Source organism: Paenibacillus hebaui (assembly GCF_051934385.1).
Classification (GTDB): domain Bacteria; phylum Bacillota; class Bacilli; order Paenibacillales; family Paenibacillaceae; genus Paenibacillus.
This window is the reverse complement of the sequence record NZ_CP196836.1, coordinates 1,362,913-1,389,618: the sequence shown is the minus strand read 5'-3', so window position 1 is coordinate 1,389,618 and position 26,706 is coordinate 1,362,913. Positions and strand designations below refer to the sequence as shown.

At 46.8% G+C, this 26,706-nt stretch carries 26 protein-coding genes; 12 read left to right on the top strand and 14 right to left on the bottom strand.

Annotation, left to right across the window (positions count from 1 at the left end):
- Positions 1 to 353: 353 nt before the first annotated feature.
- Entirely contained in the window at positions 354 to 2,204 is a 1,851-nt protein-coding gene (locus ACR32F_RS06105) for a DUF4127 family protein (RefSeq protein ID WP_440117123.1), read from the bottom strand.
- A gap of 354 nt (positions 2,205 to 2,558) precedes the next feature.
- On the opposite strand from ACR32F_RS06105, the gene ACR32F_RS06100 reads away from it, so the two are divergent.
- Complete coding sequence (locus ACR32F_RS06100; protein ID WP_440117121.1) at positions 2,559 to 3,041, top strand: hypothetical protein; 483 nt, start codon at positions 2,559 to 2,561, stop codon at positions 3,039 to 3,041.
- Positions 3,042 to 3,247: 206 nt separating this feature from the next.
- Here the strand turns inward: ACR32F_RS06100 and ACR32F_RS06095 are convergent, their stop codons facing one another.
- The 6 genes from ACR32F_RS06095 to ACR32F_RS06070 form a co-directional block, all read right to left on the bottom strand.
- On the bottom strand, positions 3,248 to 4,252 hold the full coding sequence (locus ACR32F_RS06095; RefSeq protein WP_440117119.1) for a hypothetical protein: 1,005 nt from the start codon (positions 4,250 to 4,252) through the stop codon (positions 3,248 to 3,250).
- Between the two features lie 73 nt (positions 4,253 to 4,325).
- Positions 4,326 to 4,961 (bottom strand): VOC family protein, encoded by a 636-nt coding sequence (locus ACR32F_RS06090; protein WP_440117117.1) that lies wholly within the window; start codon positions 4,959 to 4,961, stop codon positions 4,326 to 4,328.
- Positions 4,962 to 5,011: 50 nt separating this feature from the next.
- Positions 5,012 to 5,581 carry an NADPH-dependent FMN reductase gene (locus ACR32F_RS06085; RefSeq protein ID WP_440117115.1) on the bottom strand — a complete coding sequence of 190 codons (570 nt, stop codon included), beginning with the start codon at positions 5,579 to 5,581 and terminating at the stop codon, positions 5,012 to 5,014.
- 181 nt (positions 5,582 to 5,762) lie between these two features.
- Positions 5,763 to 6,485 (bottom strand): response regulator, encoded by a 723-nt coding sequence (locus ACR32F_RS06080; protein ID WP_440117113.1) that lies wholly within the window; start codon positions 6,483 to 6,485, stop codon positions 5,763 to 5,765.
- A 17-nt stretch (positions 6,486 to 6,502) separates the two neighbouring features.
- Complete coding sequence (locus ACR32F_RS06075) at positions 6,503 to 8,173, bottom strand: GAF domain-containing sensor histidine kinase (RefSeq protein ID WP_440117111.1); 1,671 nt, start codon at positions 8,171 to 8,173, stop codon at positions 6,503 to 6,505.
- Between the two features lie 98 nt (positions 8,174 to 8,271).
- Positions 8,272 to 8,754, bottom strand: a complete 483-nt coding sequence (locus ACR32F_RS06070) for an ArpU family phage packaging/lysis transcriptional regulator (protein ID WP_440117109.1) — start codon at positions 8,752 to 8,754, stop codon at positions 8,272 to 8,274.
- Positions 8,755 to 9,748: 994 nt separating this feature from the next.
- Here ACR32F_RS06070 and ACR32F_RS06065 point away from each other — a divergent pair.
- The 3 genes from ACR32F_RS06065 to ACR32F_RS06055 all read left to right on the top strand — a co-directional run bounded on the left by ACR32F_RS06065 (position 9,749) and on the right by ACR32F_RS06055 (position 12,647).
- The gene (locus ACR32F_RS06065; RefSeq protein ID WP_440119707.1) at positions 9,749 to 10,195 is read left to right on the top strand and encodes a helix-turn-helix domain-containing protein; all 447 of its coding nucleotides are present in this window, start codon (positions 9,749 to 9,751) and stop codon (positions 10,193 to 10,195) included.
- Between the two features lie 42 nt (positions 10,196 to 10,237).
- A complete protein-coding gene (locus tag ACR32F_RS06060) occupies positions 10,238 to 10,654 on the top strand; it encodes an ImmA/IrrE family metallo-endopeptidase (protein ID WP_440117107.1) in 417 nt (138 codons plus the stop codon).
- Positions 10,655 to 10,832: 178 nt separating this feature from the next.
- Positions 10,833 to 12,647 carry a 5'-nucleotidase C-terminal domain-containing protein gene (locus tag ACR32F_RS06055; RefSeq protein ID WP_440117105.1) on the top strand — a complete coding sequence of 605 codons (1,815 nt, stop codon included), beginning with the start codon at positions 10,833 to 10,835 and terminating at the stop codon, positions 12,645 to 12,647.
- Between the two features lie 632 nt (positions 12,648 to 13,279).
- Here the strand turns inward: ACR32F_RS06055 and ACR32F_RS06050 are convergent.
- The gene (locus tag ACR32F_RS06050; RefSeq protein ID WP_440117103.1) at positions 13,280 to 15,061 is read right to left on the bottom strand and encodes a proline--tRNA ligase; all 1,782 of its coding nucleotides are present in this window, start codon (positions 15,059 to 15,061) and stop codon (positions 13,280 to 13,282) included.
- A gap of 469 nt (positions 15,062 to 15,530) precedes the next feature.
- Between ACR32F_RS06050 and ACR32F_RS06045 the strand changes: the two genes are divergently transcribed.
- Entirely contained in the window at positions 15,531 to 16,202 is a 672-nt protein-coding gene (locus tag ACR32F_RS06045) for an exonuclease domain-containing protein (RefSeq protein ID WP_440117101.1), read from the top strand.
- 1 nt (position 16,203) lies between these two features.
- Here ACR32F_RS06045 and ACR32F_RS06040 read toward each other — a convergent pair whose 3' ends face one another.
- The 3 genes from ACR32F_RS06040 to ACR32F_RS06030 form a co-directional block, all read right to left on the bottom strand.
- Positions 16,204 to 17,169: a helix-turn-helix transcriptional regulator gene (locus ACR32F_RS06040; protein ID WP_440117099.1), complete on the bottom strand. Its 966-nt coding sequence runs from the start codon at positions 17,167 to 17,169 to the stop codon at positions 16,204 to 16,206.
- 163 nt (positions 17,170 to 17,332) lie between these two features.
- On the bottom strand, positions 17,333 to 18,037 hold the full coding sequence (locus ACR32F_RS06035; protein ID WP_440117097.1) for a hypothetical protein: 705 nt from the start codon (positions 18,035 to 18,037) through the stop codon (positions 17,333 to 17,335).
- 206 nt (positions 18,038 to 18,243) lie between these two features.
- Positions 18,244 to 18,411 (bottom strand): hypothetical protein, encoded by a 168-nt coding sequence (locus ACR32F_RS06030; protein WP_440117095.1) that lies wholly within the window; start codon positions 18,409 to 18,411, stop codon positions 18,244 to 18,246.
- 332 nt (positions 18,412 to 18,743) lie between these two features.
- On the opposite strand from ACR32F_RS06030, the gene ACR32F_RS06025 reads away from it, so the two are divergent.
- From ACR32F_RS06025 to queF, 6 genes are all read left to right on the top strand, one after another.
- Positions 18,744 to 19,199: a hypothetical protein gene (locus ACR32F_RS06025; protein WP_440117093.1), complete on the top strand. Its 456-nt coding sequence runs from the start codon at positions 18,744 to 18,746 to the stop codon at positions 19,197 to 19,199.
- Positions 19,200 to 19,217: 18 nt separating this feature from the next.
- On the top strand, positions 19,218 to 19,922 hold the full coding sequence (locus ACR32F_RS06020; protein ID WP_440117091.1) for an AIM24 family protein: 705 nt from the start codon (positions 19,218 to 19,220) through the stop codon (positions 19,920 to 19,922).
- Between the two features lie 372 nt (positions 19,923 to 20,294).
- A complete protein-coding gene (gene queC / locus ACR32F_RS06015) occupies positions 20,295 to 20,975 on the top strand; it encodes a 7-cyano-7-deazaguanine synthase QueC (RefSeq protein WP_440119705.1) in 681 nt (226 codons plus the stop codon).
- The gene (gene queD / locus ACR32F_RS06010) at positions 20,972 to 21,463 is read left to right on the top strand and encodes a 6-carboxytetrahydropterin synthase QueD (protein WP_440117089.1); all 492 of its coding nucleotides are present in this window, start codon (positions 20,972 to 20,974) and stop codon (positions 21,461 to 21,463) included. Before queC ends, queD begins: the two co-directional genes overlap by 4 nt.
- A 148-nt stretch (positions 21,464 to 21,611) precedes the next feature.
- Complete coding sequence (queE, locus tag ACR32F_RS06005) at positions 21,612 to 22,322, top strand: 7-carboxy-7-deazaguanine synthase QueE (protein WP_440119703.1); 711 nt, start codon at positions 21,612 to 21,614, stop codon at positions 22,320 to 22,322.
- Between the two features lie 156 nt (positions 22,323 to 22,478).
- Positions 22,479 to 22,970 carry a preQ(1) synthase gene (gene queF / locus ACR32F_RS06000; protein ID WP_024632433.1) on the top strand — a complete coding sequence of 164 codons (492 nt, stop codon included), beginning with the start codon at positions 22,479 to 22,481 and terminating at the stop codon, positions 22,968 to 22,970.
- 115 nt (positions 22,971 to 23,085) lie between these two features.
- Here queF and ACR32F_RS05995 read toward each other — a convergent pair whose 3' ends face one another.
- Positions 23,086 to 23,298 (bottom strand): hypothetical protein, encoded by a 213-nt coding sequence (locus tag ACR32F_RS05995; protein ID WP_440117087.1) that lies wholly within the window; start codon positions 23,296 to 23,298, stop codon positions 23,086 to 23,088.
- A 253-nt stretch (positions 23,299 to 23,551) separates the two neighbouring features.
- Here ACR32F_RS05995 and ACR32F_RS05990 point away from each other — a divergent pair, with 253 nt between their 5' ends.
- Positions 23,552 to 24,829 carry an MFS transporter gene (locus ACR32F_RS05990; RefSeq protein WP_440117085.1) on the top strand — a complete coding sequence of 426 codons (1,278 nt, stop codon included), beginning with the start codon at positions 23,552 to 23,554 and terminating at the stop codon, positions 24,827 to 24,829.
- Between the two features lie 381 nt (positions 24,830 to 25,210).
- On the opposite strand, the gene ACR32F_RS05985 is transcribed toward ACR32F_RS05990, so the two are convergent.
- Positions 25,211 to 25,699, bottom strand: a complete 489-nt coding sequence (locus tag ACR32F_RS05985) for a prolyl-tRNA synthetase associated domain-containing protein (protein WP_440117083.1) — start codon at positions 25,697 to 25,699, stop codon at positions 25,211 to 25,213.
- A 37-nt stretch (positions 25,700 to 25,736) separates the two neighbouring features.
- On the bottom strand, positions 25,737 to 26,582 hold the full coding sequence (locus tag ACR32F_RS05980) for an EcsC family protein (protein ID WP_440117081.1): 846 nt from the start codon (positions 26,580 to 26,582) through the stop codon (positions 25,737 to 25,739).
- Positions 26,583 to 26,706: the final 124 nt, after the last annotated feature.

Genomic DNA, 26,706 nt, shown 5'->3' with positions numbered 1-26,706 from the left:
ATTGTGCAGCAACAATGCAGCAGCAAAGATCTCCCCCTTTAACCCGCAGATCATGGAAAAAGGCATTCATCACAAGTACATCTCAGTACTCGCAGTTCTTCATCGGAACCAAAGCAGGACACCATTCACCGCATCAAAAAGACCGGCCTCTAGGGCCGGTCTATACATTAGCGTATGTGCTTTCGGTGTGTGTCCTTTGCTATTGATCCGATAATACAATCTTATACCCTTTCATCCCTAGCGCGGATGGTGATTCGGACGACTTCGGTGCGATTAAGGAGGGCGTTCGGGTGGAAAAAAGACGAATCCGTGCGCGGCAGCCGCATACCATCACTTCTCATGCCATTAACACCTTAGTTCAGCGTAACCTGCGGATTTAATGTAATCTCAAATGCACGTCCCCAGATGAAATCGGGATTTGTATATTCCAGCATTGCACTACTATACCCCGCATAAAATGCTTCGCCATTACAGATCTGCTTGATCGCTACGTTTCCGTAGGCAAAAGCCGTTTTGTTCGCCAGCGCTGTGGTGTAGGTCTGCATCAGATCCCTGAGTATAGTTTGCAGCTGAGCATAGTCCTCCTCGGAGTTGAAGAGTGTCATGTTTTGATCCGAAAGGGTTGCCACATTGGTATAGAGCGCATGGGCTCTGGAATATGTCCGGATATCTGCAATTGCCACAGCTTTATAGTAGTAATCTTTCAGAAAGCGTTTGAACAGCAATGACCCATGTGCATTCATGGCATCTCGAAGAGCATGAGGATGTGTTTCCGTTGTGACAAAAGCATATCGAGACTGCCCCATACCTACGGATATACCAATTTTGTTGCCCGGTGTATTCCAGGCACTGTACCCCAGAACCCGTCCAGTATACGGACTGTTCAGCAAGGCTTCGGCTACATCGACATTCGCCGGTCCTTTTCCAACAAAATCAATTAACACCGAAGGCAAACCTTGCTCACTATTGCTCGTCAATTGCTCCACGGCAGCCTGCACCTGATCCAGAGCCGTAATGGCAATAATCTCAATATCGAAGTCCGGCTTGTTCCCTGCTTTCCCTGGATGACGGTTCGTCATGCGATTCAGCTCAGACGCCATGTCAAACGAGGCAGCTTCATTTGCAGAAGCAGTGCCAGTGGTTTCACTTTCCACTTCAGCACCCGCACCCGTCGTTGCCTGCGGTTCAGGATAAGCCGAATCCGCTACAACCACGCCACCTACAATATCCACATGACGCACCACATTCTCGTGCAGATTCATATATTCGTAAGCATTGATAATCGTGGAACCATGAGGCCCGAAATATTTAACTGCATAACGTGTCTTCGCTCCGCATCGAAGCAATTGGTTCGCCATCCGTGCTACCAAAGCGTGACCAAGACCGTCGGCATCTGGAAGGATGATCGCCCGTTCGGGATTCTGTCCCTCTGTGCCACCCAACCATTCGTTAATCCGTGCTTCCACATATTTAATTTCATTAATCTGAACGCCTCGTGTATTGGCATCGTCGACACCTACAGCAAGAAAGTCAATATATCCTTGGCGAGCGAGCTGATCCAGAATATAGAGGTTTGATTTGAATTTATGCTGTCTGGTTTTGTAGTACTGTTCTTTATTAAAATAAGTCGTTTCCCCATATTCCGTGGCCTCGGGAGAAAGGTTATACCCGTTCACAATATCCTCGAAGGCCGTAAATGTCTGACGTGGCTGCTGCATCAGTGCACGGGACTCGTTGTATGCATCCAAAGCAAGACCATCTGCAAAGGAAGTGGTAGCAAGCCGCATGACGGTATCCATGACATACACCGGTTTGCGTGGATATTTCTTTTTAATCACTTTAATCACATCGAGCAGACGAGTCGTTTCCTCATCGTACTCCGGATATGTGCCTCCTCCATCTTCACGAAGCTGACGGCTGCCAATCAGACCACCGTAGGCCAGCATATCGGATGAGATGATGAATCCATCAACTTTGGAAGCATGCTTCAGAATAAAAGTGTGAATATTGGACGGTTTGCCATACGTAGGCGTAGACGTTCCAATGAGCGTTGTGCCTTCTACCGTTTTCTCGGAATCGAGACGGTTTTGAATGTCACCCAGGTTCGGTGTAACGATATGGAGTCCGGCTGCTTTTCCTTGTACAACGACGTCATCCAGGTTAGCCGGGCGATCATCCAATGGAACATACAATACTTTTTTCATATCATGTAGCCTCCTGTTCAATATATATGCATTCTTTCTTTAGTACCCGATCAGAGCAGGTGAGCAATCACCGCATTAAAAAACCGGCCCTCTGGCCGGTCTGAACATTAGCGTATGTGCTATCAGGATGTGTCCCTTGCTACTGATCCGATAATACAATCTTACTTCCTTTTCCCGTGTACGCTGACGGTAATCCGTACGGATAAAGTCTATATGCCGACGCCATCACGGTGGTTAAATGTCGGTTTCTTGCAGAAACTTCTGCCGGATAACCCAACGAATCCATTCCTGTTGACGTTTATATGACATAAGCAGCTTTTCAAATCCTATGTACGATAAAGGATGGATATGACCATGAAAAAAAGGCATTTCTTCTATCTGTGGATCGCTGTCACCAGTTATATGGCGGGCCCCGCTATGTATGCGTTGACGATGTACATCTTATATCAGGAAACAGATGCTGTAACTACATCACTCATTGGATGGACCGCGGCTACATTCTTATCCGTTGGTATTCTGTTTATCCTGATCGCCGTTATCCTGCTTCGAGTGTTCAACATCTATTATTTCTGGTTGCAAACCCTGCTCTTTGAGCTGCTTTTCCTTGTGCTCGTCTATATGACCGTAGTTCTTCTTGGAGCTGGCACTAGTGCACTGCCCACGCTGTCCTTTCCTTTGACGCCCGATGGCATTCCCTTATGGATATTCTGGGGGAGTATCGCCCTTATGAGTTCCTGGGGAATATGGACAGCACGTCAGCCCATTCGAAAATCACCATACATGCTGGTATCCAGAGTCATGCTAATCCTGTTTATTCTTGAAATTTGGCCCCGTTAAAAAGATGGAAGCTATCCCGAAATTGGTTTTTCGATTAAGCTCAAAGCGCTATCGAACCAACCACACCTTATAAGACGGATGATAAAACTGTTGATATTGGAGCGAATAGAGTGCCCACGATTCGTTAGGCCGGAATAAAGCTAAAAAGGGTGTCCCCGTCAAACTCATGACTGATCGGACACCCCTTCTTAAATGTAAGTTTTATCTCACGCGATGATATAGCGAAAATTTTCCCAGCTTTCCGGAACTGAGTTTCCGTTTCTGGCATGATGATAGAAGCTGAATGGAAATTTGAACACATGACCTCCGTTCCAGTCACGGGAACGTCTGTCGGTGAGCCAGTATTCCAGCTCATGTGGCAATGCCACAGAACGCTTCGCACGAATCAATGGCAGTTGGTCCACTGGAGACTGAAGCGTTGGCATCTCCTGTTCAATATCCACATCCCGGCTCAGCCGCAGCGCTTTCACCATTGTTAGAAATGGAGGAATGCCTTTATGGAACAATGCCGGATAATCCAGTTCATATAATATGTTAAGCGCGTGTCCGTAGGTCAACATATGGCCGATCAGATCATGATGCGCTTCCGCCTGATAGATCGTACAAAAGGCGCCAAGTTCATCCAGGATCAGTCGTGACAGTTGCTCCGGTCGTTCAATATCCGGGAACCCGTCTGCCTCATTGACCTTTAGGCTGCGAATTTCTTTTACAGTCGTGTTCACCCAGGATCTTCCGGGTATAGTCCGTTCAAAGGAATCGATGAGTTCAACCATTCGTTGCACATCTTGTTCTGTGCCCCATCCATCCAGTTCACGAATCGCTTTCAGACTGAGGGCGCCGTAGATAGCCTGATGTCCTACCCAGTGCAGCTCTCCAATGGTTCGATCCAGTGCTTCCGTAATACGCGCCTCGACCTCTTCCCTTGGTAAAACCTTTTTTTTCAGGGAAGGCGCGTCATCGTTCAATCCGTGCTGGCGAAGCATCGCTTTCGCTTCAGCCGTAACGCTGCCCGCTGCAAGGGCAGTAAGATGATTTTCCCGCACCCAAAAATAAGCTGCAATGGCTCCCGCCCCATAATGGGCGTGCCACAAATCTCCTGTACGTTCTCGACTGGAAACCATGATTTCCAACCCATCTTCCAATAATCGTCGATCCAACATGCCACCACCCTTCATCGATGCAAGCTCTGATACGTGTACCGCCATCGACATATTTATAAATCGCTTACTTCTATAAGATGATTCAAATAGTACACATATGACCGTTTTGTCTTCTTACCCATTTTCAACCAATCCGAAGCCTTCCCACTTCACGGATACACACTTCAAGCGGATATATGTTGGCTTCTTGCTCAGAGAAATACCAGATTCGTTCCTTCTTTACGACAATAAACAAACCGTTCACATCGCCCACAGGAGCAAATGTCTCACTAATCTCGCCCCATCGCTTCAATCCCAAATGCTCAAGTTCATCCACCATAGAAAGTACATCCTCCGAGACAAGCCCAACCTCACACACCTGCAATAGATCTTGGGCGGAAAAAGAATTGTCACTCTCATTATGAACGGTATGATGGGCAATCAACTCAACGATGTTACCTGTCGGGTCTTCGAAATAAATAGAATGGGAGTCCCAGTTCGTAAAGTAAGTTTCATCTTGATCCTCATGCTTACTCAGACGTACTCGTGCTGCTGCCCAAGCTTTTGCCTCCTGAAAACGGTTCGTGGGAATCATCCAGGCGAAGTGATAGAACGGATACTGATCTGCTTCACTTCGCATGAAAATCATCTTGGTCAATCCAATCTGGAACGTAAATGAATGTTCAGACTCATCCGACAGTTCCAATCCCAGAATAGCGATATAAAAGTGTTTGATGTCTTCCAGTCGTGCTGTGTACATTGTTACTTCTTCAAAAACCATGCTGTTTCCTCCTGCTCTGTTCGCTTACAAATCATTCTGAGATCCCTTGTTCAGGAAGGATTCCGTGCAGCTGTTAACGTCTGGGCCAAGCTCAAAAACGAACCAATCACCCGTTGGACACGGTCTTCAATGTCCTGGCTGCCTTCATATTCTTCGTATCCATCAAACGTAGCCTCAAACCGTCTCCGCTGTGCGCCGCCAATGGAAATCCACTCGGATGCATTAATGCCATGCAGATTGCGGACAATGGTTTGCAGCTGTATAAGTGAACTTACACCAACGGCTCCGCCTGACGAACTGATCGATAACACCAGTTTTCCACTGAAATGAGCCTGGCTCAGGTGATCCAATGCGTTTTTGAGCACACCACTGATGCTTCCGTGATACTCTGGCGTAGACAGAATAATAGCATCTGCTGCAAGCATGCGCGTATTCAGGTCTGCCAGATTTGAATCTTCATTCTGTTTCTCATCCGGTGCATAGAATGGGAGCGGAGTCTGATACAAGTCGAACAGGCTGGCTTCATGTCCCTGACCACGAATGAGCTCCACTGCGTATTCTCCCAAACGTGTACTGGTTGCACTTTTCCGGTTACTGCCTGCCAAAACGATGATATTCATATATGTCACTCTCCTTCATTTCTTGTAGAAATTCGATCTCTGGGTTCCATCTTCTCTTACCCCAATCTTACCTTGTTTCGGCCTTGGATTCGTCAGCAGATAGACTTAACTTACAGCACAAAAAAACTCAACCTATGGGTTGAGTTTCTAAGACTTTAGACTGAGAATATGTCGGAATGGGTCAGACAACCCAGCCATTTCGTACGGCATGAAGAGCAGCTTGTGTCCGATCGGCCAGCCCCAATTTATCCAACAGATGACTGACATGTGTTTTCACGGTTTTCTCCGTAATGACCAACTGTACTGCAATCTCTTTATTACTCAATCCTTGGCAGATCAATCCCAGTACCTCTCGTTCCCGGCGGGTGAGCATATCCGGAGCTTGAGAAGATTCTTTCGCTTGTCCATTTCGTTCCTGCTCTGGAGGCTGAGTGTACGTCTGCGGATTGGCACGCCCATGCTCATCATTCATTGAAAGATCGGACGAAGCCATGACATGCATTAATTGTCCCGCAGCCGCAGGATGAAGCTCCACCTGACCTGCATGCACATTACGGATGGCGACGGCAAGGTCCTCCGGCTCAATATCTTTGAGCAGATACCCCTTCACTCCTGCGCGTACAGCCGGTACCACATGATCCTGATCCGAAAAAGAGGTCAGCACAATGATACGTATTCCAGGCAAAAGCGAGCGAAGCCGTCGGGCTGTTTCGATCCCATCAAGCACCGGCATGTGCAGATCCATTAACATCACATCCGGGTGCAGCTGTTCCGCTTGTTGCAGCGCCTCCTGTCCGTTCGAGGCTTCTCCGACCACTTCCATATCTGGCTGTGTGGACAAAAATACGTGCAAGCCGCGCCTCACCATCGCATGATCGTCCGCGAGTAAAATCGTAATTGGCATGTCTTCTTCCCCCTGACTTATACAGATTCGGACGGAAGTGGAATGACTACCGTTACCGATGTTCCCTTACGGGGTGAACTCACAAATTCCAGTCTGCCACCAAGTGACTGTGCCCGTTCCCTCATGATGGACAGACCAAGTGAACTGGCGGGCAATACCTCACCCCTTTTGGCTCTACCTTTTCCACCATCCGTAACGGTTAATACCGCTTCATTATCGCTTAGCTGTAGACTGATATCAGCCGCAGTAACTCCCGCATGTTTACGCACATTATTGAGCGCTTCCTGTCCAATACGCCACAATCCCTCCTCAATACTTTGAGGCAAGGATCGCATTCCCGTGCGGCACACAACCACCTGTAGTCCCTGTCCTGTACCATATTCCTGCAACGCAGTGAGCAGACCAGACTCCAGCCCCGCCGGACGTAGCTGCATAATCAGTGCACGCATTTCCTTCAGTGCTTCCTGCGACAGAGAACGAATATCCTTCATCGCCTCGGCTGCCGGATGTGGCTGTGCCAACCCGGATAACATGCTCTCAGCCCCTTTGGCTGTCAGAGACATGGAGAACAGAATCTGATTCACCGAATCATGCAAATCCCGGGCAAGTCGATTTCGTTCCTCCAGTCGGGTTAGCTCACGACGTTTGTCTACTAGTCTCAGACTTTCCCACGAGGCTGTTATATGTTCAGCGAGCGCATCAAGCACCTCACGATCTGCCTGAAGAAAATCATTGACCGAGCCCACTCCAATGACCAGTACTGCCGTTTCGCCGGGAGCACTTAATGGTATGGGAGCGGCCAGGCCTACAGGCAGAACGGACACAGGAAGCCGGGTTTTGCAACGTGTAGAAACCTCTTGCATCTCCGTCGCCGACAATACCACTGCCCGATGGGAATCAATTACACGTTGCATATGACGTTCCCCCTCGGGAGAAAACTCACAAAGTGTCGGTATCTCGGCCTTGCCATGGGCATGAGCAACCTGTACCCTAAAGCTCCCGTTTTTCTGTGATAACAGCGCAGCAAAAGGCCAGTCGTAATGCTGCCCGAGCAGTTTTACAACCGCCTTGGCCATGTCGTCTGCATTGTTGCACTCGTTCACCGCCAGACCCAGCGATCTGCTGAACTCACCCAGTCTGGCATACAAATCCGCTCGCCTTTGCTCTGCACTGTATAAGCGCATCCGCTCCATTGCACTGCCAATCTGGTAAGCTACAGCCTGCAAAAGTGCCAGCTCACTCTCACTAAAATGCTCTTTGCCTGGCGCAGCAACATTCAGCAGTCCCAGCATTTTCTCCCCCGAGCGGAGCGGAACCGTTGCATGATGGGTGATATCCTGTGTGTCCCCCCACTGGTGGTCAACTGCGTCCTCCAGACGTTTGCAGTTTATAATATTGACGGCATTATCCAAACTTCCGTCCCGGAAACGGTTCACGCACCAGCATGTCCCACACCGCATAGGCTGCTTGTCTTTATGTAACAGAGCAGGAGGCAGACCGTAATCAGAAATACAGGAGTGTTCTCCCTGACCGCCGATCTGGAATATCCAGCCCGTGGTCAATCCCGTCAGCTCTAACAGTTTTCCTACCACGGTATCCAGCATCAGACTCAGGTCATTGGATGTATTGAGCGTTTCCGCAATCGTCTTCAGTGTAAACATCTCCTGCATTCCGGCTTGTTCCGTCATGCGGATTCCTCTCCTTTGACTGATTCTTCATATTGTTGTTCAACTATTGTATACAATCAGCCGTGGATATTAAAGGATGAACTTCTTGCCTCGCGTTCTTAGCCCAGCTTCTGTCGTTCCTTGCGCGATGCAGACAAAGGCTCCATATTGATCAGACCGCGGTCTGACAACGCAAGCGCCATTTTATAGAAAGCACGGGTGCGAATCTTCGTATACGTATCCTTGCTGACAGGCGGATCAAATACATGGTTGTACACTTTATAATCAAAGACATCATCATCTTTCAAATACCGTTCGCTAACGAGCACACGTTCCTTCTCACTCAATCGGGACACCACAAATTCAATTGTATCGCAGTAGGCCTGGCGTGCGCGTTGCACATCCACATTGTAAATAGCCGTTCTTGCGGTCGAATCCCCTGTCACATTCGTTGCACCATGGAAACGCTCTGCGTAACTTGCTGTCACCATAACCTCTCGTTCTTCAAAAGCAATCGTTTTATAAATCCGGTATTTTTCCAGCGCAGCTTCGACAGCGGCCTGCGTTTTGCGTCGGTCCAATTCGGGCAGCATCAATTCCATATTCATTCTCCTCCTTTAACATTCGTTATAGAATGAAAGTCTATTAGCTTCGTATGATCACTCCGATGACAGAACAACCTTCCGATCGCTGTTATCCCCAGATTTTTCTGATTATATTTATCAAAAGTGAAAATCTAGTGATAAAGGCGAGGCATATGCTTCCGAGGTAGCTTTCTTTCAGAAAGCTTTTAGCTTCGCTTCTCCAGCTTTTTTCTGTCCTCTTCGTTCCTACGCAATTTAAAGTTCATTCTATAAAAGTTAAACTCATATTCATCTCATCTTTAGGACAAATAGAACCTTTTCTATCTATTACTGATTTGAATCACTCTTTGGATTAATACTAAATACTCCTTTTATTAGGGTTATCCAGTTCTCTAAAATAGTAACGGCATTTTCAAAGTATCCCCTGTTGCCTTTTGGAATCACTGTCAAGCAGCCACGATTCAGGGAATTTCAATTTCTTAGAACGTACAACTCATCTCCACTTTACATTTTGTTCGTATTTTGTTCGTATTTCTATTTGAGGATACCACTTTCTGGAGATCGGAGTAAACCTTCATTTTGGGTCATTTTGACTATAAAATAAAACCTTCGCTCTTGTTTCCTTTACCTTTTGGCATAATTGTTTCATATCTCTTTACCTAATGGTATATATACGGTATAGTACTGATAATTAAAGATCCTCGTATAAGTCATTTTCTAGTTTTAATATTGAGAAGGTACCTTTAGTATTCGATGAGGGCAATATTGGCCTTCAAAGAGAGTGAAAGTAGTGCAGGAGACGGAATCGATTCTGAAAAAGCGGTAGCGTTCGCCTTTATCACCGGATTTCTCCCTTTAGGAAAGGGAAAAAAGGAAATCTGGGGATAACAGCGATTGAAAGAACGATCCGTATCCGGAACGGGGCATCCGCAGACGTCAAGCAATACCTTATGCCTGTGTCTTCTCAATATTAATTAGTAATACACTTGTACGAATCAAAGGAGTGGCATGAATTGTGGAGCACGCTTTTGGTCCTTATCTGAAACAACTGCGCGAGCAACAGGGCTTTAGCATTAACCAGCTCGCCGAAGCAGCAGGAATTAGCAACTCACAAATTTCACGCATCGAAAATGGTGTCCGCGGTGTTCCCAAACCGGCAACCATTCGCAAAATCTCGGATGCCCTCTCGATCCCATATGCGGATATGATGAAACAGGCGGGCTACATCGAAGCTGTGAGTACAGCCCCCGAGCTTCAGGATGCTCCAGAATGGGCAACCTACAAGGATCGACGGGATTTCAAGAGGATGTTGGAAGACGAAGATGATCTGATGTTTGATGGTATTCCCTTGGATGATGAGGATAAGAAACGAATTAAGGATGTGCTGACAGGTCTGTTCTGGGAAGCCAAACAGATGAACAAACGCAAAAAGACAACCGAACCGGACGAGCGCCCGTGAAGCATTGCAAGCTGAACAAAATGAAGCAGTAGGTGAGATGATATGGATGACATTGTAACAAAGCTGATTCGAAAACACCGGACGAACTGCCCCTTCAGCATTGCCAGAGCCGTTGGAATACAGATCCGTTTTACCAATCTGGGCAAGTCTACCAAAGGAATGTATTTCCGTAAGCTCCGTCGCAGATTTATTGTCATTCACAATGATTTGCCACCCGAGTGGCAGCGCTTTGTGTGCGCTCATGAGCTTGGACATGACAGATTGCATAAAGGCATTAACCGTTTTTTTCTGGAGGAACACTCCTACTTTGCTCCAGGCAAGCTGGAAAGGCAGGCTAATCGTTTTGCCATTCAGTTATTAACGTCCGGAGTTACGCCGGAACCGGATGAATCACTAGATAAATTTTGTTTGCGTACAGGACTGCCGCATGAAGTGCAGCATTTTTTTTACTCCATTTAAGAACATATGTTCCGAACCAATAAAGTTTTCTCTTTTTCTTCCACGAGCATCTGATGTCACTTTCAGGTTATCTATTTTTACGCAAATCGCGAGATTTCCTTATAATAGTCTGTTAAAATACAACATGAGCTGTGTAAACGCTCTAATAGATTACGATTTGGGGAGGTTTCGGATTCATATGAAAATCTGGAAGACTTACGTTTCACTTCTGCTAACGGTCTGTTTATTGTTTGGCAGTGTAGGTATTGCCGCGGCTGCAACGGACACTACTCCGGGCACAGGTAAGCACATTACCATTCTACATACGAATGACACACACGCACGCGCGGTTGAGTCCTCACCTGCAATGGGTTTTGCCAAAGTGGCAGGCATTGCGGACAAATACCGTAGCGAAAATCCAAACACGCTCCTGCTTGATGCCGGAGATGCTGTGCATGGTACAACTTTTGCCACACTCGTTAATGGTGAAAGTATTGTTAAAGTCATGAATGAAATGGGCTATCAGGCCATCGTACCTGGTAACCACGAATTCAACTACGGTTCTAAGCGCCTCATCGAACTTGCGGATATGATGAATTTCTCAATGCTTAGTGCCAATGTGAAGAAAAAAGACGGAACACGTCTCTTCGAACCTTACCTCATTAAAGAAGTAGATGGCGTGAAGATCGGTATCATTGCGCTGACTACACCGGAAACGATGTACAAAACGAATCCCAAAAATGTAGAAGGTCTTGATATTACAGACCCTACTGCGGAAGCTAAAGTTCTGGTAAACGAAATTCGCAGCAAAGTAGATGTTGTTGTTGTACTGGCACATCTTGGGCAAGATAAATCCAGCACAGACACTAGTTTCAAAGTAGTCAAAGAAGTTCCTGGAATTGATATTTTCATTGACGGTCATAGCCATACGGTTCTGCAAGATGGTCTGGTATCCGATAACGGAACATTGATCGCCAGCGCTGGAGAATATACCGACTTTGTAGGTGTCATCGATCTGTGGGTAGACGGTGGCAAAGTAACGAAGAAACAAGCAACACTGATCGATGAAACGGAAGCAAAAGATATCAAGCCGAATGAGAAAGTAACCGCTTTGGTGAACTCCATTCAGAAAGAGCAAGAGCCTATTCTCAAAGAAGAAGTAGCCAATACGGCTATTCTGTTGGATGGGAAACGTGAACAAGTCCGTGCGGGGGAAACAAACCTGGGCGACCTGCTCGCAGATGCCATTCGTGATGTGAGCAAAGCGGATATTGCACTTACCAACGGTGGCGGTATTCGTTCTTCCATTGAAAAAGGAATCGTAACCAAAGGTGATATCATCACTGTACTTCCTTTTGGTAATCAGGTTGTGACCCTTGAAGTGAAAGGTACCGATGTGCTGGCAGCCCTTGAAAATGGGGTAGGCTCTTACCCGGAACCAAGCGGTGGATTCCCGCAAGTATCCGGCATGACATTCAGCATCGACTCTTCTGCAGCAAAAGACAGCCGTGTGCATTCCGTCATGATTGGCGATAAAGCTCTTGATCCAAAAGCAACGTACACACTGGCTACCAATGATTTCACGGCTGTGGGCGGTGACGAGTATACGATGTTTACGAAATACACAACTTCTGGCATGTATGGTGCCATGGATGAAGCGTTGATCGAATACATGCAAAAACTTGGCGCTGTAGATATCAAAACAGACGGCCGGATCAAGGAAGCCAAAGCGCCTACAGTGAAGCCGGAAGCGCCTATAGCAGAAACACCAGCACCAACTACACCGAAGCCAGAAACACCAAAGCCGGAAGCACCAAAACCAGAGAAACCATCCAAGCCGGCTCCGAGTAAACCAGCTCCTGCCAAACTGCATGTTGTTAAATCCGGAGATTCCTTACATTCCATCTCCAAACAATATGGCACAACTTGGCAGGCTCTACAGAAGCTGAACAACATCAAAAATCCGCACTGGATTTATCCAGGTCAAAAACTGAAGCTGCCTACGGCATCTTAAGCTCAGAAAAGAACCTTTAGGCGTAATCATTTCTACAGATCAGCGTTAACAGAGTGGATTGCACATGTAATGAACAAAGGGTGTCCCTCATGCCAGATCACTGGCTGATGGGACACCCTTTTTAACGTTATCTTTTGCAATATCTGATCTTAAACTATGGGAACACTGAATATTACGTAATCGGTCTATCGTGGAATAGCTTTGTTGTAAAAATAAACCTGTGGTGCAGCTTTACAGGGCAACCTCCATTTTTAACTACAGGCATGAACTATACAAGATATCCTCCAAATTGCCACTCTCATAAGGATACTTCGCATATATAACTGTAGATTTAGCCATCGTACTTTGCGTACTTACACATAAAATTGAATCTGACCTGCTCGCCAAAGGATCCAAAATAGAAAAACGTTTGTATATAGAATACAAATCATATCACTATAGTTATTTCGTATGATAATACAGAATATTGTGGCCGATTCGTATGTCTATAGCCCTCTTTTTCACGCCTTTATCCGGCTTATTTCAGTTAACCTCATGTACCGTATAATACTCGGGCCTATTATATATCCCCACACACAATCTACTTTCCCCGGCACCATGAAACTAGCTAATACATTAAGCAAAATACGATGTTATAGCTGTTCTTTCACGTAGCTTATAACCTCTTGTGCAGTCATGCCAATCCGTTTCGTTTCACCGGACGCTGCAAGCGCATGTGATCCCAGTTCAACCTGTCTCTCTGCTGCACCCCTGCCAATGACGATCTGCACAGGCAACCCGATCAATTCGGAATCCTTGAACTTCACACCTGGCCGTTCGTCCCGATCATCAATCAGCACACTGTATCCGGCATCCAGCAATTGTTGTTCCAGTTCAAGCGTAAGCTCACGCTGGTGCTCATCCTTCCAGCTTACCGGAATCAGATGTACATGATAAGGTGCAATGGCTGCAGGCCATCGGATGCCATCCTCTCCAGCATATTGTTCGGCAATAGCAGCCATCAGGCGTGATACCCCAATGCCGTAACAACCCATGACAGGTGCACATTGACGCCCGTTGCGATCCAGGAATGACGCTCCCATCGCATCGCTATACTTGGTTCCCAGCTTGAAGATATGGCCCACTTCAATGCCTTTTGTGAATAGCAGTCGTTCCCCACAGGTTGGGCAGTCGTCACCTTCAGCAGCGAAACGGATTCGTTCAACTCTGTCCAAAGCAAAATCTTTGCCTGGGCGTACACCCGAATAGTGCACATCCACTTCATTGGCCCCTGTAATGGCGCTTTCCATGGCAGCCACATCAGCATCCACTACAATCGGAAGATCAAGTCCAACAGGACCCAGGAACCCTACCCTCAGATTTGAGTGTTTCGCAAGCGATGCCTCATCTGCCAGGTTCAATTCCTCTGCACCCAATACCTGCTTCAGTGCGATATCATTCAGTTCATGATCCCCGCGTACAAGCGCAGCGACCAGTTGACCGTCGGCTTGATATAGCAGCGTTTTGATCATATGCCGAGCATTCTCGCCCATAAAATCACTTAGTTCAGCAATCGTACGTACCCCTGGTGTTTGAATACGAACCAATGTGTCCACTGTTTCTTTTTCATCAGGTATATGAGCCGCGGCGGAATCATCCGAAATGGAAGAAGTCGCATCTTCATTTGCCGTATCCTTCACAACAGATTTAGAAGCTTGATATCCGGCTTTCTCCAGATTCGCGGCATATCCACAATGTTTGCACGTTACAATTGTATCTTCTCCCACATCGGCGAGAGCCATGAATTCGTGAGTCTCTCCCTGACCACCAATCGTGCCTGCATCAGCTTCCACTCGGATATATTCGAGTCCACAACGCTCCAGAATGCGCGAATATGCGGTATTCATAGCCTGATACGTGCGATCAAGCTCTTCCCAATCAGAAGCAAATGAATAGGCGTCCTTCATGATGAATTCCCGACCCCGTAACAATCCAAATCTTGGACGCCGTTCATCTCTAAATTTGGTGCCAATCTGATAGAGTGTAAATGGTAACTTCCGATAGGAATTCACTTCGTCACGGGCCAGTGCCGTTACGACTTCCTCATGCGTTGGACCGAGGGCAAACTCACGTGCATGACGATCTTTAAGCCGTATTAACTCGGGGCCGTACTGTGTATATCTTCCGGATTCTTCCCACAACTCTGCTGGCTGCATGATCGGCAGTAATACTTCCTGGCATCCTGCACGGTCCATCTCTTCGCGAACGATCCGTTCAACATTCAGCAATATACGCCGTCCCAAAGGTAGGTAACTGTATATTCCCGCCGCCAGTTGGCGAATCATGCCGGCACGCAGTAACCAGCGGTGTCCAGCTGCATCGGCTTCAGCCGGTGCTTCTCGTAATGTTGGAACAAGCATTTCACTTTGACGCATTTTGCCACACCTCTTATCTTCCTAATGGTTATCGTGAATCGGTTATAAACAGCAAAAAGACACATCCGTCAAGGGACGAATGTGCCGTGGTACCACCCTTATTTAACTGCATCTTCATCAAATACAGTCCTTCTGAGCATAACGGGCCCATCCGGCGGAGGTTGCAACCCATGGGTTTTCAGCTCCGCAGCTCGCGAGGTAGGAATTATGAAGCAGCAGCAGAAACCTTGCACCAAGAAGTTTCCTCTCTGTAGAAGCTGTTTGACGTAATTATGTCCTCGATAATCGCTGTTATCATTTTTGTCAATTATCATTTTTGATACCTTAGTGCATTTACAAGAAATTGTCAACTACAAGATTACACCCCATTTGCCAAATGAATTGCTGGGCGATGGCTGACATGGCCGTGTCTTCCCTGTAATATAGAGAAATAGAAACCAATGTATTAAACGATAAAGGAGTTTGTCCTATGCCATATATTATTTATGATCTTGAATTCACCGTAAGCCGCAATACACGTTACTCTTCCGAAATTATAGATATCGGTGCGGTCAAAGTGACTGAGGGGGAGAACGGCCTGTTCGTTTCGGATACATTCCATACGTATGTTCGGCCTTCCAACAAATCAGTTCTGTCCACCGATACGATTCAGTTTACAGGCATTACGCAGAAGGATATTGACGCAGCCCCTCTTTTTCCGCAAGCACTGAATCAATTTATTGCCTGGATGGGCAGCGAATCCTATTACATGTGCTCTTGGGGACCGGATGACCGCAGCAAACTGCTCTCTCATTGTCGCACCCATCACCTCGATGTAGCCTGGATTACGAACCACAATGATCTACAGCAGCAATGGTCACGAACCGTGCATAAGGAGGGTAAATTCCGTCAATTTGGACTCGCTCAGGCTCTTGAGCTGTGCGGGATTGAATTCGATGGTACCCAGCACCGTGCATTGGATGATGCCATCAATACAGCGAAAGTGTTCATGCATCAATTCGACCAATTCAAACTGGAACTCAATTGTGCGGCTGATGATGAAGGTATCACGTCCAAAGTGGTCTATTCCAGCAGTACAGATGATGAAGAAAAAGATTCACCTTTTGGCAATCTGGCACATCTGTTCAAGACCAAAGAGTAACTCAGTTATAAATCCCCCGCCAGCGTTCCAGACGTTCTTTCATCATGAGGCGGTATTTCTCGGGTTCAAGAATTTCGGCCTCCGGTCCATATTTAGACAACCACGTTAGAAACCCTTGTCCATCAGTCAATATCGCCTCAAACAACAACGTACCTTCCGGCTCTATCGTTAAGAGCGGGCGTGCAAAAAACTGCTCTTGCATGACATGCTCCACAGCGTGTGATGAAAATCGGATCTTGAATGCAGTCCACTCTGTACCACTGCCATGTGACCAGGGGGTACGGAAGTGGGATTGTAACAGATAATCATCTTTGCGGAACGTGCGTGGCAAAATCCGCACCCTTTGCAAACGGCTCAATTGGAATAATCTTAGCTTCGCTGACAGGTGACAATACGCCAACAGATCAAATCTGTATTCACGAGGAATAAGACAGTAGGGATCAATTCGCACAATCCCTTTTTTTCCTTGAGACAGATATTCTCCCTCAATGGTGTTCTGTGAAATTCCAGCCTCAAGCAAGGCCACAAGTGAATGATTTAGTGGATCGTTACTTTCATTTTGCCATGCAGACGTACCCACTTTGAAAAATCCGCTAATTTGCTCGGACCACTCCACTCGCTCTGTTTTGTTTTTCTGACTCGAAGCAACCACTTTCTCATAAGCGCTCTCAAAAGCAGGCTTCAGCAAGGGACGAATATTCTCCATGACTTCTGCCAGGTGCATAAAGGCTTGAGCTTCTTCATCAGACCAATTCAGCGGATACATGGCGAAATGGCTGATAAACATGTATCCTCTCCCGTGTCCCATGTTGGCGATGGGGATATGCATTGCGCTGAGGGCCTCCATGTCGCGATATATCGTCCTTTCCGTTGTCTCGCACCGCTCGGCAAGCTCACGGGCCAGAATGCCCGGTTTGGCCTGCACAAGAGTTATAATGCGCATTAATCGGATCAGTCGGTCTGTCATTTTGCCGGACCCTCCACGATGTTGTTTCAATAAATTCGATACAACTCCATCCATTTTTTTATGATTATGTTGTTTAGTACATTCGACTTATTCCTTGACTTCACCTTCAAAAAAATTATGTAGAAACCTTGCCTGCCACACCATCACCACTAGTTCTTTATCCCTATTCACCTAACATTGTTTTTCCGCGATTATTGTACGTTGTAGCAAATGTCATTCCGTAATGGTGACGGAGCTTCTCCACAATTTCGGCTTCTACATAATAATCCAGATCCTGCTTGCGAGCCGCTTCAATTAACAAAGCATCAGCATGCCTGCGAAGCAGGTCACTTCCCTCTTGTGTACGACCTCTTTCATAAGCACGCAAGGCCTGTTTAATCAGAGGAACGGTTTCACTTAATTTGATGCTCTTCTCTACCTTTGGATCTTCCGGCTGACGTAGCATGCCCAGATGACTGGTGTACTGAATATACAACTGCTCTCTGCGCAGAAGTATTCTCTGGCTTTGTTTCAACTTGCGTGTACTCCAATATGCTGAACATACGGCGCTTTTTCCTGATGCACGAGGTCCCATGGCAAATTCGAGCAAAATTTGTTTACTCTCTCCCTTGTACACGTCTCCAAGCCTTAAAACCCAGCCAATATCCGTTTCTTTGGAGCGGCAGCCGTAGATGCCTTTGAGCTGAATTCCAAATTCCGGTTTGAGCAAAAGTTCCAAGTCTCTCGATACAATTTTCGGTGCTATCTTCCTAAGTCTTTTGGCAGGGGATCCATTACACCACTCTACCATCATATATACGGGGTCGGTTCCCCCTGTCGGTATGGCCTCTCTATTCCACGAATAAGATACTTCAAAGACTGAGTTCACTGGTAGTCTCTCCCCCGATTTATATGTATTATCTCTAAGTTATCAGGGTAAATGGACACTATATTGTCACGGAACATATGTTCGGAGGAAATTTTTCCATAATATTAGTTTTCTACTCCTTAATCCGTCTAAATACGACAATATACGACGAAAAAGCTTGGCTATTTGCCAAGCTTTTAGACCACTTCTATATGACAAGTCCTATCTTAAACGGTTGGTTGATTCATTCCCATTTTGTGTGAAGATTGCACAGATTCAGGTTCAGTAATAAGGGCGTAAGTGATACTGTCGATAATCAATTCACGCCCGACTGGTTCACCATTTACAGTGATCATAATGGTTTTGGTTGTTGTAGCTTGTTCAGTTGTATACATATGTTTCTACTCCTTCGTATTCACGATCTTGATGAAAATCGGATATATTAATTTCGTTCATTAAATTTCGTCAATATGAACAGCATGCACCCGGAACTGAAGTGATGGATTGTGCCTGGACGGTCCGGGTTGCTGCCCTGTTTTTCTATTAACCCAATCGTTTAACAGTTAAACAATTGCCCCATATGTATTGTTTGAATAATAAAAGGGTAATTAAAACTACATCATCTTGAACCCTTTGTCCCTGTTTTGACGTATAATGAAAGAGCCGTATTTCAACAAATGCCGACGAAATCGGCAAACGATTATGTAACCGAAAGAAGGTGCTGTTCATGCCAAAATCCATTCAGGGTTATTTCATTCGGGTGTTATTCACCACATGTGTATTATTTACTGTTTCTTTGACTACTACAGTAAGTGCAGCAAATGCCAATATATTTTCAGATTTCTACAGTGGATGGGAACGTGTCTCCGAGCTTCCTGGGGAAGTGAACGCTTTGCAGGAAAGCTACCAGCAGACGCTGGAGCGATTGAATCAGACCTCCGCCCAACTGGGACAAGCCCAGGCCAATGTCGAAGCATTCAAGACCCAGAATGAGCAACTGTTAGCGCAAAACCAGAAACTGACTGAAATGGTAAGCAAGCTGCAAGACGACCAGGATGCCAAAACGGCAACCGCCAAACGAATTCAGACGATGATCATCACTGTTGTGTCTCTCATACTGGGATACTTTGTTCTGATTCGTCTAATGCGCTGGGGAATGCGTCGCCGTTCGGGCCGAGTATAAAAGAACAGGAGCAACCGCATGCATATACACCTGAACAATGCCGAAGCTGGCGGAGCTGGACAAGTCGTCACGTTCTCGCTGATTCAAGATGATCGCCTTCATATTTTGCATCCACAACAAATTGTAGCCTTCCGCGGACCCAGCGGTAGTCGTAATGATAAATTCATGAATATCACGGGCATATATCGCAAAAAAAAGCTGATTAAATCCGAAATTACCGGACCTTGCCAATTTGTGGCTGCCCTGCCTCCCGGATTCACCATGAAGGAAGTAGAACTCACGGAGAACAGTGATCTGCTCTATGACTTCCGCCACCTGTTCTTCTACTCCGATGGTGTAACCATGCATACCAAAATTCTGAAAATCAAAAACATGCTGATCACCCGGGATGCAGTGAAAATGAAATTTTCCGGCAAAGGCAAAATCGGATTGCTAACCCAAGGTCAGGTCTGCCAGCAGGAATTGCATCCGACTGCTCCTCTCTATGTGGATGCAGGCAGCATTATTGCATATCCCGAAAATGCACACCTGGAGCTCACCGTATATGGGAACAACCTCGCCAGTCAGCATATGAATTATCATTGGAAGATGACGGGACATGGCTCTGTACTCTTTCAGGCTGGGCGTGAGAATCATCGACTGGAACAGGATCTTAACGATGAAGGACTGTTCAAACGCATTCTGAGAGAAGTCATTCCGTTTGGTAATGTATTGATCAAATAAGCTGTTATCTGATGGAGCCGTTCGATTAGCTGCCACGATGATCCAGTGGGGTGGTCACCACACCGTTTCATGTTATAATGGATCAGACAATTGAAGAAGAAAATCCATGCCTGAGGCATGGGAGAGGTTCGCGAACTCCCTCTATAAGACATGATCATGTGATGGTCAAAGTCTTGCGTACAACAATGCAATAACAATGCAATCATGTACGTAAAAAACTAAGGACACTTACTCATTCCTGCTTTTTTTTGAAGCGGTTATGGAGAAGGTGTGTTTTTTGATGGATGTCAGTTCATGAACTTCTCTGTTCTTCCGACACTCTGTGCCTATGCGCATGGATTGATCTTAAGAAGATGGAGAGGTTTTTTTATGTTGAACGAAGAAAAAGCAGTCGTTGTATTCAGCGGCGGTCAGGATAGCACAACGTGTTTGTTCTGGGCCAAACAGCAATTCGCCGAAGTCGAGGTCGTTACGTTTGATTATGGGCAGCGTCACAAGCTGGAGATTGAGTGTGCCGCCGACATTGCTCGCGATCAGGGCGTACAGCAAACGGTACTGGATATGAGCCTGCTAAACCAGCTAGCACCCAATGCGCTCACCCGCAGCGATGTGGAGATTACGCATGAAGAAGGCGAACTACCGAGTACATTTGTAGATGGACGTAATCTGTTGTTCCTCAGTTTTGCGGCCATTATGGCAAAGCAAAAAGGAGCCCGTCACCTGGTCACAGGTGTATGCGAGACGGATTTCAGTGGATACCCGGATTGCCGGGATTCATTTGTGAAATCGATGAATGTGACACTTAACCTGTCGATGGACTATCCATTTGTCATTCATACCCCACTCATGTGGCTGGACAAAGCCCAAACGTGGAAGATGGCGGATGATCTGGGTGCCTTCGATTATGTGCGTGAGCGGACCCTGACCTGTTATAACGGTGTGATTGGCGACGGCTGTGGAGAATGCCCAGCCTGCAAACTGCGCAAAGCGGGTCTGGATCGCTATATGCAGCAGCGTACTGCTGCTGCATCTGCGGGAGTGAATGTCCGATGAGAGAGCCTGGAACGTTCCGTATCGTTGAGCGATTGCAGCGGATTGACGAGGATATCCTGCCCACACAGCTAAGGTATCACCGCAAACGTGTGCTGGTTAGCAAGGAGTTTACCTTTGACGCAGCACATCACCTGCATTGTTATGAAGGCAAGTGCAAGAACCTGCACGGTCATACGTATAAAGTTATTTTTGGCATCAGCGGTTATCCGGGTGAAACCGGGCTGACGGTTGATTTTGGACATATCAAGGATATATGGAAAACACAGATTGAAGGGTATCTGGATCATCAGTACCTCAACGAGACGCTTCCTCTAATGAATACAACAGCCGAGAATATGGTCGTGTGGCTGTTCGAACAGATGGAACATGCGCTCCAGACGGAGCCCTATGCCGGGCTGACAGACGGTGGGCGGACGGAGTTTGTCCGACTCTTCGAGACACCGACCAGTTACGCCGAGGCGAGACGGGAGTGGATGATTGATGAGTAGTGTGGAACAGAGTCATCTTGCCCCGTCGATCGATACCACTGGAGCGAATGCTACATCTGTGAGTGAAACAGCGGAGAAGCTTCCTTCCGGACAAGGACAGAAACAGAGTCAGGGGCTCGAACGTAACAAAGAGGCTCGTATCCCTGTGATGGAGATTTTTGGCCCGACGGTTCAGGGCGAAGGCATGGTCATTGGACAAAAAACGATGTTTGTTCGCACCGCGGGCTGCGATTACCGCTGCTCCTGGTGTGACTCGGCCTTTACCTGGGACGGCAGTGGCAAGGACCAGATACAGATGACGACGCCGGAGGACGTATGGGAGGAATTGCGCCGCGTGGGCGGCTCGCGCTTCTCCCATGTCACCATCTCCGGCGGTAATCCCGCCCTGCTCGCTTCGCTGGGCGGATTGGTTGCCTTGCTGCGGGAGAACGGCATCCGCACCGCGGTAGAGACGCAGGGCTCCCGCTGGCAGCCTTGGCTGGCGGACATTGACGAAGTCACCGTCTCGCCCAAGCCACCCAGCTCAGGCATGGATACCGACTGGGTTGTGCTGGATGATCTGATCGGACGGCTGGCCGTTGGCCCGCCCGAGCGTAGCCACAGTCTGAAGATCGTGATCTTCGATGAGACTGACCTGGACTATGCCCGCCGTGTACATGCACGGTATCCAGGCACCAATTTATTTTTACAAACCGGGAACCCGGATGTGACTTCCGCTGATACGCCAGATCTGGCGTCCTCGCTGCTTGCTCGCTATGAGTGGCTGATCGATCAAGTTAGCGCATCCGATGACCTGAACAATGTTCGTGTGCTTCCACAGCTTCATACGTTGGTATGGGGTAACAAACGCGGCGTGTGATGGTTTGGGTGGAATGGGCGGCATGATGTAAGGGTGAATGAGAACGAGAGATTATCAAGCGTAATAAAGTGAGTTTTACATTACAGGCTGATTCGCCTGTTCATATATACCGCGAGGCTTCGGGCTTTGACGGAAACAAGGAGTGTTTACGAACCGATGAGACAACCTGATGAAATGCAAGATCTAACACTACTGGGTAACCAGGGCGTAAAATATACGTTTGAATATGATCCGGGAATCCTGGAGAACTTTGATAACAAGCACCCCTACCGTGATTATTTTGTGAAATTCAACTGCCCGGAGTTCACCAGCCTCTGCCCAATCACGGGTCAGCCGGACTTTGCAACGATCTATATCAGCTACATTCCTGATGTGAAAATGGTGGAGAGCAAATCGCTCAAGCTGTACCTGTTCAGCTTCCGCAACCATGGGGATTTCCACGAGGATTGTGTGAATATCATCATGAACGACCTGATCAAGCTGATGGACCCGCGCTATATCGAAGTGTGGGGCAAATTCACACCGCGCGGCGGCATTTCGATTGACCCGTACACGAACTACGGCAAGCCAGGAACCAAGTATGAGCAGATGGCCGACCACCGTATGATGAATCATGATATGTATCCAGAAACGATTGACAATCGTTAATAGAATCATAGAACACACCAAAGCCGAACCCTTCAAATCTGGAGAAGTTCGGCTTTTGCTTTTTTCACAGTCTATAAGGAGCTCAGAATTTTCTAAAACCTACGACTCAACACGTTCAAGTGGTTTGATCGTCTTTCAGTTTTTTAACTTTTTTGATGTAATGTCTCAACATAAGTACACCAATCGGTTGAAAAATGATAAAAATGAAGATGGCAACAGGCATCGACGTGGGTGCAACATATACAGCCTGAAACGTTATTACAGCCATATATACTATGGTCATCATCAGCTCACGTTTGGCAGAAGCATAAGGTGATAAGGATTTCATATCTATCCCTCCTCTAACCTTCTCACACATAAATATGGGTCATCTTACAGTAGATGCTAAAGTAATACGTTTCTTTTGTAAATGTAATGCTACAAAAAAACATCTCAGAAATAGAGTTGAATTCGTCAACGTTTTCCCTTGTTCCCCTTGTCGCTCCAACCAATCTATCCTATTATGTAACAATATGCTTACAAGCATAGATTACAACATCAGGCGCTGATCCTTCGTGACCGCGACCAAAGGAGAATTGTACATGTCAACTCAATTATCTTCATCATCTAAGGACGCCGCAGCGCGTTCGAAAGCCCCACCCGGATTGGATGCCCAAGGCACCGTTTACCGGATCTTAATTGCCATCAGTCTTGTTCATTTGTTCAACGATTCAATCCAGTCTGTCATTCCGGCCATTTTTCCAATCCTGAAAGACTCCATGCACCTCACATATACGCAGATCGGATGGATCTCCTTCGCTATCAACTTTACTGCGTCCATCATGCAGCCTGTGGTAGGCTGGTTTGCAGATAAAAAACCGACACCCTCCATCCTGCCCATTGGCATGGGCTTTACGTTTACCGGCATGCTGTTGCTAGCCTTCGCTGACAGTTATACGGCTGTCCTGATCTCCGTTATCTTTGTTGGTCTCGGTTCGGCAGCTTTCCACCCGGAAGGCTCACGGGTATCACATATGGCGGCAGGGCCTCGTCGAGGTCTGGCTCAATCGATCTTCCAGGTCGGCGGGAATGCCGGACAATCCCTTGCTCCACTGCTCACAAGATGGATTTTCATTCCATTTGGGCTTTTCGGTGCCATCGGATTCACGGGAATTGCCGCTGCCGGGATCGCGGTACAAATCTATATTGCTCGCTGGTACGGGCGCATGCTGCAATCAGGCGGGTATCTTCGTAGACAGGCGGCTGCCCGTCGTGCTCCCAACCCGGCATTGCGTAAAAAGATCGCTGCAGCCATTACGATATTGATCTTGCTCGTCTTTGTTCGTTCCTGGTACATCGCTTCCATTGGCAGCTTCTATGCGTTCAATCTTAAGGATACCTTTGGATTGTCCACAGAGGACGCACAGATCTATATCTTCCTGTTCCTGGCTGCCGGTGCACTCGGCACGTTTTTTGGTGGCCCCCTTGCGGATCGCTTCGGTAAACGAAATATGATCTTTCTGTCCATGGCTGGAGCTGCTCCACTAGCTCTGTTGCTGCCTTATGCCAATCTGTTCTGGACAGGCGTATTGCTCACCATTATTGGTTTTATCATGTTATCCAGCTTCTCGGTTACGGTTGTGTATGCACAAATGCTGATTCCGGGCAAAATCGGAACAGTCTCCGGTCTGATCACGGGTCTGGCATTTGGTATGGGAGGTCTGGGCGCACTCGTTCTGGGGAACTGGATTGACGTCTTCGGCGTATCGCCCGTGATGCAGATGTGCAGCTTCCTGCCACTGCTGGGTATCTTCACCTTCCTGCTTCCATCAGATAAATTGCTGAATCGCTGGGCAGAAGAGAATGGTAGTGAAGAATAAGACATAAAACAACCTTGCGTGGCACCGTCGCCACTACAAGATGTTAAGCGCTAATGAACCTGACAGCACTTATTGGAACGATTACCGCTGGTTTCGCAATCTAAACAATCTGAGCGACGTTATTCCCGAGAATAAGGCCGGAAACCTTGGAAAACGAGTGTGAAATGTAGAATTAACGCGTCTGAAATTCGTTAGAAATCTGAATTAGCGAGATATCGCCGAATAGCATCTGCTGAGTTCGTTAGATTCCACTTAGAATAACATTCGCAGCCTGAATAAAAAGTCTAACTATAGCAAAAGGGTTCCCGCCAACTCTGTATTCACAGACCAGCAGGAACCCTTTTGTTATATTTGCTCTTCTCGTATTTAGCTTCAACCGTTTTATTCCACATCGCACATTACAACGCTGCTACCATGGGCTGTAATCAGTTCCTTAACATCTTCAAATCCAAGGAATACAGTCGCTGTATTTTCCATGGGATGAATTCCGATTTTTTGACCGACTAGATCCTTGTCAAAGACTACGGTTACGTTTTTCTGTATATTATTGAAAACCCCCATAGGATTTACATGACCTTTTTCCAATCCGAGGAATTCCAACAAATCATTTTCACTAGCAAAGCTTAGTTTGCGGCTAGGTATCTTTTCGCTTAAACTTCTCAAATCAACTGATTTCGTTCCAGCAATAGTCACCAGATAATAGTTGCGCTTCTTGTCATCACGTAGAAATAGATTTTTAACGATATGTTCTGTATGTGGAATTTGATAAGAGAATATTTCCTCCATCGTATATACTGCGGGATGTTCAATACTCTCGTAATTTATATTATTGCTATTTAATAAGTTATAGAAACCTTGTTTGTCTAACATGTTTATTCCTCTCTTTCAGGTAAAGCTTTCTGTAGTATTACTTCAAGCGCTGAAGAATCAGCCGTTTTTTGTACAACATTTTGCCTGCTTCGGCCACATCCCGAATCGTATTTTTGTTGCTCACCGAACCGAATACCATGCCAGCAATCGGAATAAGTTGAAACAGTTTTTTCCAGCCAAACGACTCACTGTAGGAATTAAAAACCTCCCGCCAGCCCTGCATCTGCGATACGACCTCCATCGGCTTGTCCGGATTATCGTAAGCGGCCAGTTCTTCGATGATCGCTTTCTTGCCCACAATATCGGCGGAAGAGAATTGCAGACATTTAACAATAAAGATACGCTCCAGTGGTTCATCGGGATCATAACCGTAACATAGTGCCATCTCCTGCAGTACCTTCAGGGAAAGCCCCATTACCATGGGAATATCTGCCGCAATGGTAACAATACCGCCAAAACCTGTAGCTGCTCCCTGAGCCGCAGCAAATTTGGTTCGACTCTCGGTAATGTTATCGGCCACACGGTCCAGCACCTGAAGTGGCAGATTCTCCACACTATGAATCTTCGCTGTCCCTTCAGCTTCAGTATCTTCTGCCAGATGATAGGTTGTGTCGATCATGGAGTAACCGGAATTTTCGGCTTCCTCTTGCAGCAGCTTAGCTACTTTTTTCTTCTGTACGAGAAACTTGCCCCCGTTCTGCACGTACTGACCGACTTCGTTCAGGGAATCTCCGATCTTTTGTTTCAGCGCTTTAGGCATCACTTTATCCAACATTGCAAATGGCAACCGCCCGATTTTATCCCAAATAAACAAGTCCTTCTGCTGTTTTTCCCATTTCAAAATCTGTTCAAGCTCCTGGTCCAATGTCTCGCGTGAATCCATATGTGATCCTCCTAATGGTTGTGTATCGTAATCTGTATATTCCTCATACGCAGAAATTAACGTTATGGTTGCTTTGTTGTAGATCAAAGATACGGATACTCAGATGCTCTTCCTTACCGTTTAC

Coding starts and splice junctions, on each gene's coding strand:
- ACR32F_RS06105 (WP_440117123.1), bottom strand. CDS start 2,204: ATGAAAAAAGTATTGTATGTTCCATTGGATGATCGCCCGGCTAACCTG.
- ACR32F_RS06100 (WP_440117121.1), top strand. CDS start 2,559: ATGAAAAAAAGGCATTTCTTCTATCTGTGGATCGCTGTCACCAGTTAT.
- ACR32F_RS06095 (WP_440117119.1), bottom strand. CDS start 4,252: ATGTCGATGGCGGTACACGTATCAGAGCTTGCATCGATGAAGGGTGGT.
- ACR32F_RS06090 (WP_440117117.1), bottom strand. CDS start 4,961: ATGGTTTTTGAAGAAGTAACAATGTACACAGCACGACTGGAAGACATC.
- ACR32F_RS06085 (WP_440117115.1), bottom strand. CDS start 5,581: ATGAATATCATCGTTTTGGCAGGCAGTAACCGGAAAAGTGCAACCAGT.
- ACR32F_RS06080 (WP_440117113.1), bottom strand. CDS start 6,485: ATGCCAATTACGATTTTACTCGCGGACGATCATGCGATGGTGAGGCGC.
- ACR32F_RS06075 (WP_440117111.1), bottom strand. CDS start 8,173: ATGACGGAACAAGCCGGAATGCAGGAGATGTTTACACTGAAGACGATT.
- ACR32F_RS06070 (WP_440117109.1), bottom strand. CDS start 8,754: ATGGAATTGATGCTGCCCGAATTGGACCGACGCAAAACGCAGGCCGCT.
- ACR32F_RS06060 (WP_440117107.1), top strand. CDS start 10,238: ATGGATGACATTGTAACAAAGCTGATTCGAAAACACCGGACGAACTGC.
- ACR32F_RS06055 (WP_440117105.1), top strand. CDS start 10,833: ATGAAAATCTGGAAGACTTACGTTTCACTTCTGCTAACGGTCTGTTTA.
- ACR32F_RS06050 (WP_440117103.1), bottom strand. CDS start 15,061: ATGCGTCAAAGTGAAATGCTTGTTCCAACATTACGAGAAGCACCGGCT.
- ACR32F_RS06045 (WP_440117101.1), top strand. CDS start 15,531: ATGCCATATATTATTTATGATCTTGAATTCACCGTAAGCCGCAATACA.
- ACR32F_RS06040 (WP_440117099.1), bottom strand. CDS start 17,169: ATGACAGACCGACTGATCCGATTAATGCGCATTATAACTCTTGTGCAG.
- ACR32F_RS06030 (WP_440117095.1), bottom strand. CDS start 18,411: ATGTATACAACTGAACAAGCTACAACAACCAAAACCATTATGATCACT.
- ACR32F_RS06025 (WP_440117093.1), top strand. CDS start 18,744: ATGCCAAAATCCATTCAGGGTTATTTCATTCGGGTGTTATTCACCACA.
- ACR32F_RS06020 (WP_440117091.1), top strand. CDS start 19,218: ATGCATATACACCTGAACAATGCCGAAGCTGGCGGAGCTGGACAAGTC.
- queD (WP_440117089.1), top strand. CDS start 20,972: ATGAGAGAGCCTGGAACGTTCCGTATCGTTGAGCGATTGCAGCGGATT.
- queE (WP_440119703.1), top strand. CDS start 21,612: ATGGAGATTTTTGGCCCGACGGTTCAGGGCGAAGGCATGGTCATTGGA.
- queF (WP_024632433.1), top strand. CDS start 22,479: ATGAGACAACCTGATGAAATGCAAGATCTAACACTACTGGGTAACCAG.
- ACR32F_RS05995 (WP_440117087.1), bottom strand. CDS start 23,298: ATGAAATCCTTATCACCTTATGCTTCTGCCAAACGTGAGCTGATGATG.
- ACR32F_RS05990 (WP_440117085.1), top strand. CDS start 23,552: ATGTCAACTCAATTATCTTCATCATCTAAGGACGCCGCAGCGCGTTCG.
- ACR32F_RS05985 (WP_440117083.1), bottom strand. CDS start 25,699: ATGTTAGACAAACAAGGTTTCTATAACTTATTAAATAGCAATAATATA.
- ACR32F_RS05980 (WP_440117081.1), bottom strand. CDS start 26,582: ATGGATTCACGCGAGACATTGGACCAGGAGCTTGAACAGATTTTGAAA.